Annotated in this window: 1 protein-coding gene and 3 pseudogenes; all 4 read left to right on the top strand. The window is 74.6% G+C overall.

Annotated elements, in window-relative coordinates; translation table 11 throughout:
• Nucleotides 1–172: pseudogene (locus UG55_RS45030) on the top strand (ketoreductase domain-containing protein); the annotation flags it as partial.
• Between the two features lie 2 nt (nucleotides 173–174).
• A pseudogene (locus tag UG55_RS46095) lies at nucleotides 175–777 on the top strand (beta-ketoacyl reductase); the annotation flags it as partial.
• Between the two features lies 1 nt (nucleotide 778).
• Nucleotides 779–1,441: pseudogene (locus UG55_RS45015) on the top strand (beta-ketoacyl synthase N-terminal-like domain-containing protein); the annotation flags it as partial.
• A gap of 8 nt (nucleotides 1,442–1,449) precedes the next feature.
• On the top strand, nucleotides 1,450–1,549 hold a 100-nt coding region (locus tag UG55_RS45010), incomplete at both ends, for a beta-ketoacyl synthase N-terminal-like domain-containing protein (protein ID WP_242425174.1).

Here is a 1,549-nt window from a genome sequence, read left to right as displayed (position 1 = left end):
ACCGACCACTCACCGCCGTCATCCACACCGCCGGCATCCTGCACGACGCCACCCTGGCCGCCCTCACCCCGGACCAGCTCGACACCGTCCTCAAAGCAAAGATCGACACCAGCTGGAACCTGCACCAGGCCACCCTCGACCAACCCCTCACCGCCTTCGTCCTCTACTCCTCNNTNGCCGGCACCGTCGGCACCCCCGGCCAGGCCAACTACGCCGCCGCCAACACCTACCTCGACGCCCTCGCCCACCACCGCCGAGCCACCGGACTCCCCGCCACCAGCCTCGCCTGGGGACTCTGGGAGGACACCAGCACCATCACCGCCGAGCTCACGGCCACCGACCACACCCGCATCCGGCGCGCGGGGCTGCTCCCGCTGCCGGCGCCGCTGGGCCTGGCACTGCTCGACACCGCGCTCACCCGAGCGGACCCGCTGCTCGTACCCGCGCGCTTCGACCTGGCCGTGCTGCGCGCCCGCGCGGCGGCCGAGCCCGTGACGACGCCGGTTCTGCGGGGCCTCACGCCCGCGTCGGCACCGGCGCGGCGCCGGCGGTCGGCGGTGGGCGACGGGCCGGCGAACGACCTCGTCCAGCGACTGCTCGCGCTGCCGGCGCAGGAGCGCACGGCACCCGTCCTCGACCTGGTCCGGGCGACGGTCGCCACCGTGCTCGGCCACCCGGACCCGAGCGCGGTGCAGGCGGACCGGGCCTTCTCCGCCAGCGGGTTCGACTCGCTGAGCTCCGTCGAGCTGCGCAACCAGCTCGGAGCCCGCGCCGGCCNGCGGCTGCCGGCGACCCTCGTCTTCGACTATCCGACGCCGGCCACGCTGGCCGCGTTCCTGCGCGACGAGCTGCTCCGGGCCGCCGGCCAGGCCGGGACATCCGGTCAGGGAGCCGACGCACCACCGACCACCGCGCGCCCGGCCGGCGACATCGACCTCGACGAGCCGATCGCGATCGTGGCGATGGCCTGCCGCTACCCCGGTGACGTCACCTCGCCGGAGGAGCTGTGGCAGCTGGTCGCGGACGGCGTCGACGCCGTCAGCGGCTTCCCGGCCGACCGCGGCTGGAACGTCGACCGGCTCTACGACCCGGACCCGGAAGCCGCCGGGAAGTCGTACGCCCGCCACGGCGGGTTCCTGCATCACGCTCCCGACTTCGACGCCGAGTTCTTCGGCATCTCACCGCGCGAGGCGGCCGCCACCGACCCGCAGCAGCGGCTGCTGCTGGAAGTCGCCTGGGAGACCTTCGAACGCGCCGGAATCGACCCGACGTCGCTGCGCGGCAGCCGCACCGGCGTGTTCGCCGGCGTCATGTACAGCGACTACGCCGCCAGGCTGATCAACCGGGTGCCCGCCGAGTTCGAGCCGTATCTCGGCAACGGCAGCGCGGGCAGCGTCGCCTCCGGCCGGGTGGCGTACACCTTCGGCCTCGAAGGCCCCGCNGTCACNNTCGACACCGCCTGCTCGTCCTCGCTGGTCGCCGTGCACCTCGCCGCGCAGGCGCTGCGCAGCGGCGAGTGCGCGCTGGCGCTGGCCGGCGGGGTCACGGT

Origin of the sequence: Frankia sp. EI5c, assembly GCF_001636565.1 — a bacterium.
In the GTDB taxonomy this organism is placed as follows: domain Bacteria; phylum Actinomycetota; class Actinomycetes; order Frankiales; family Frankiaceae; genus Parafrankia.
This window is presented reverse-complemented; position numbering and strand designations above follow the sequence as displayed.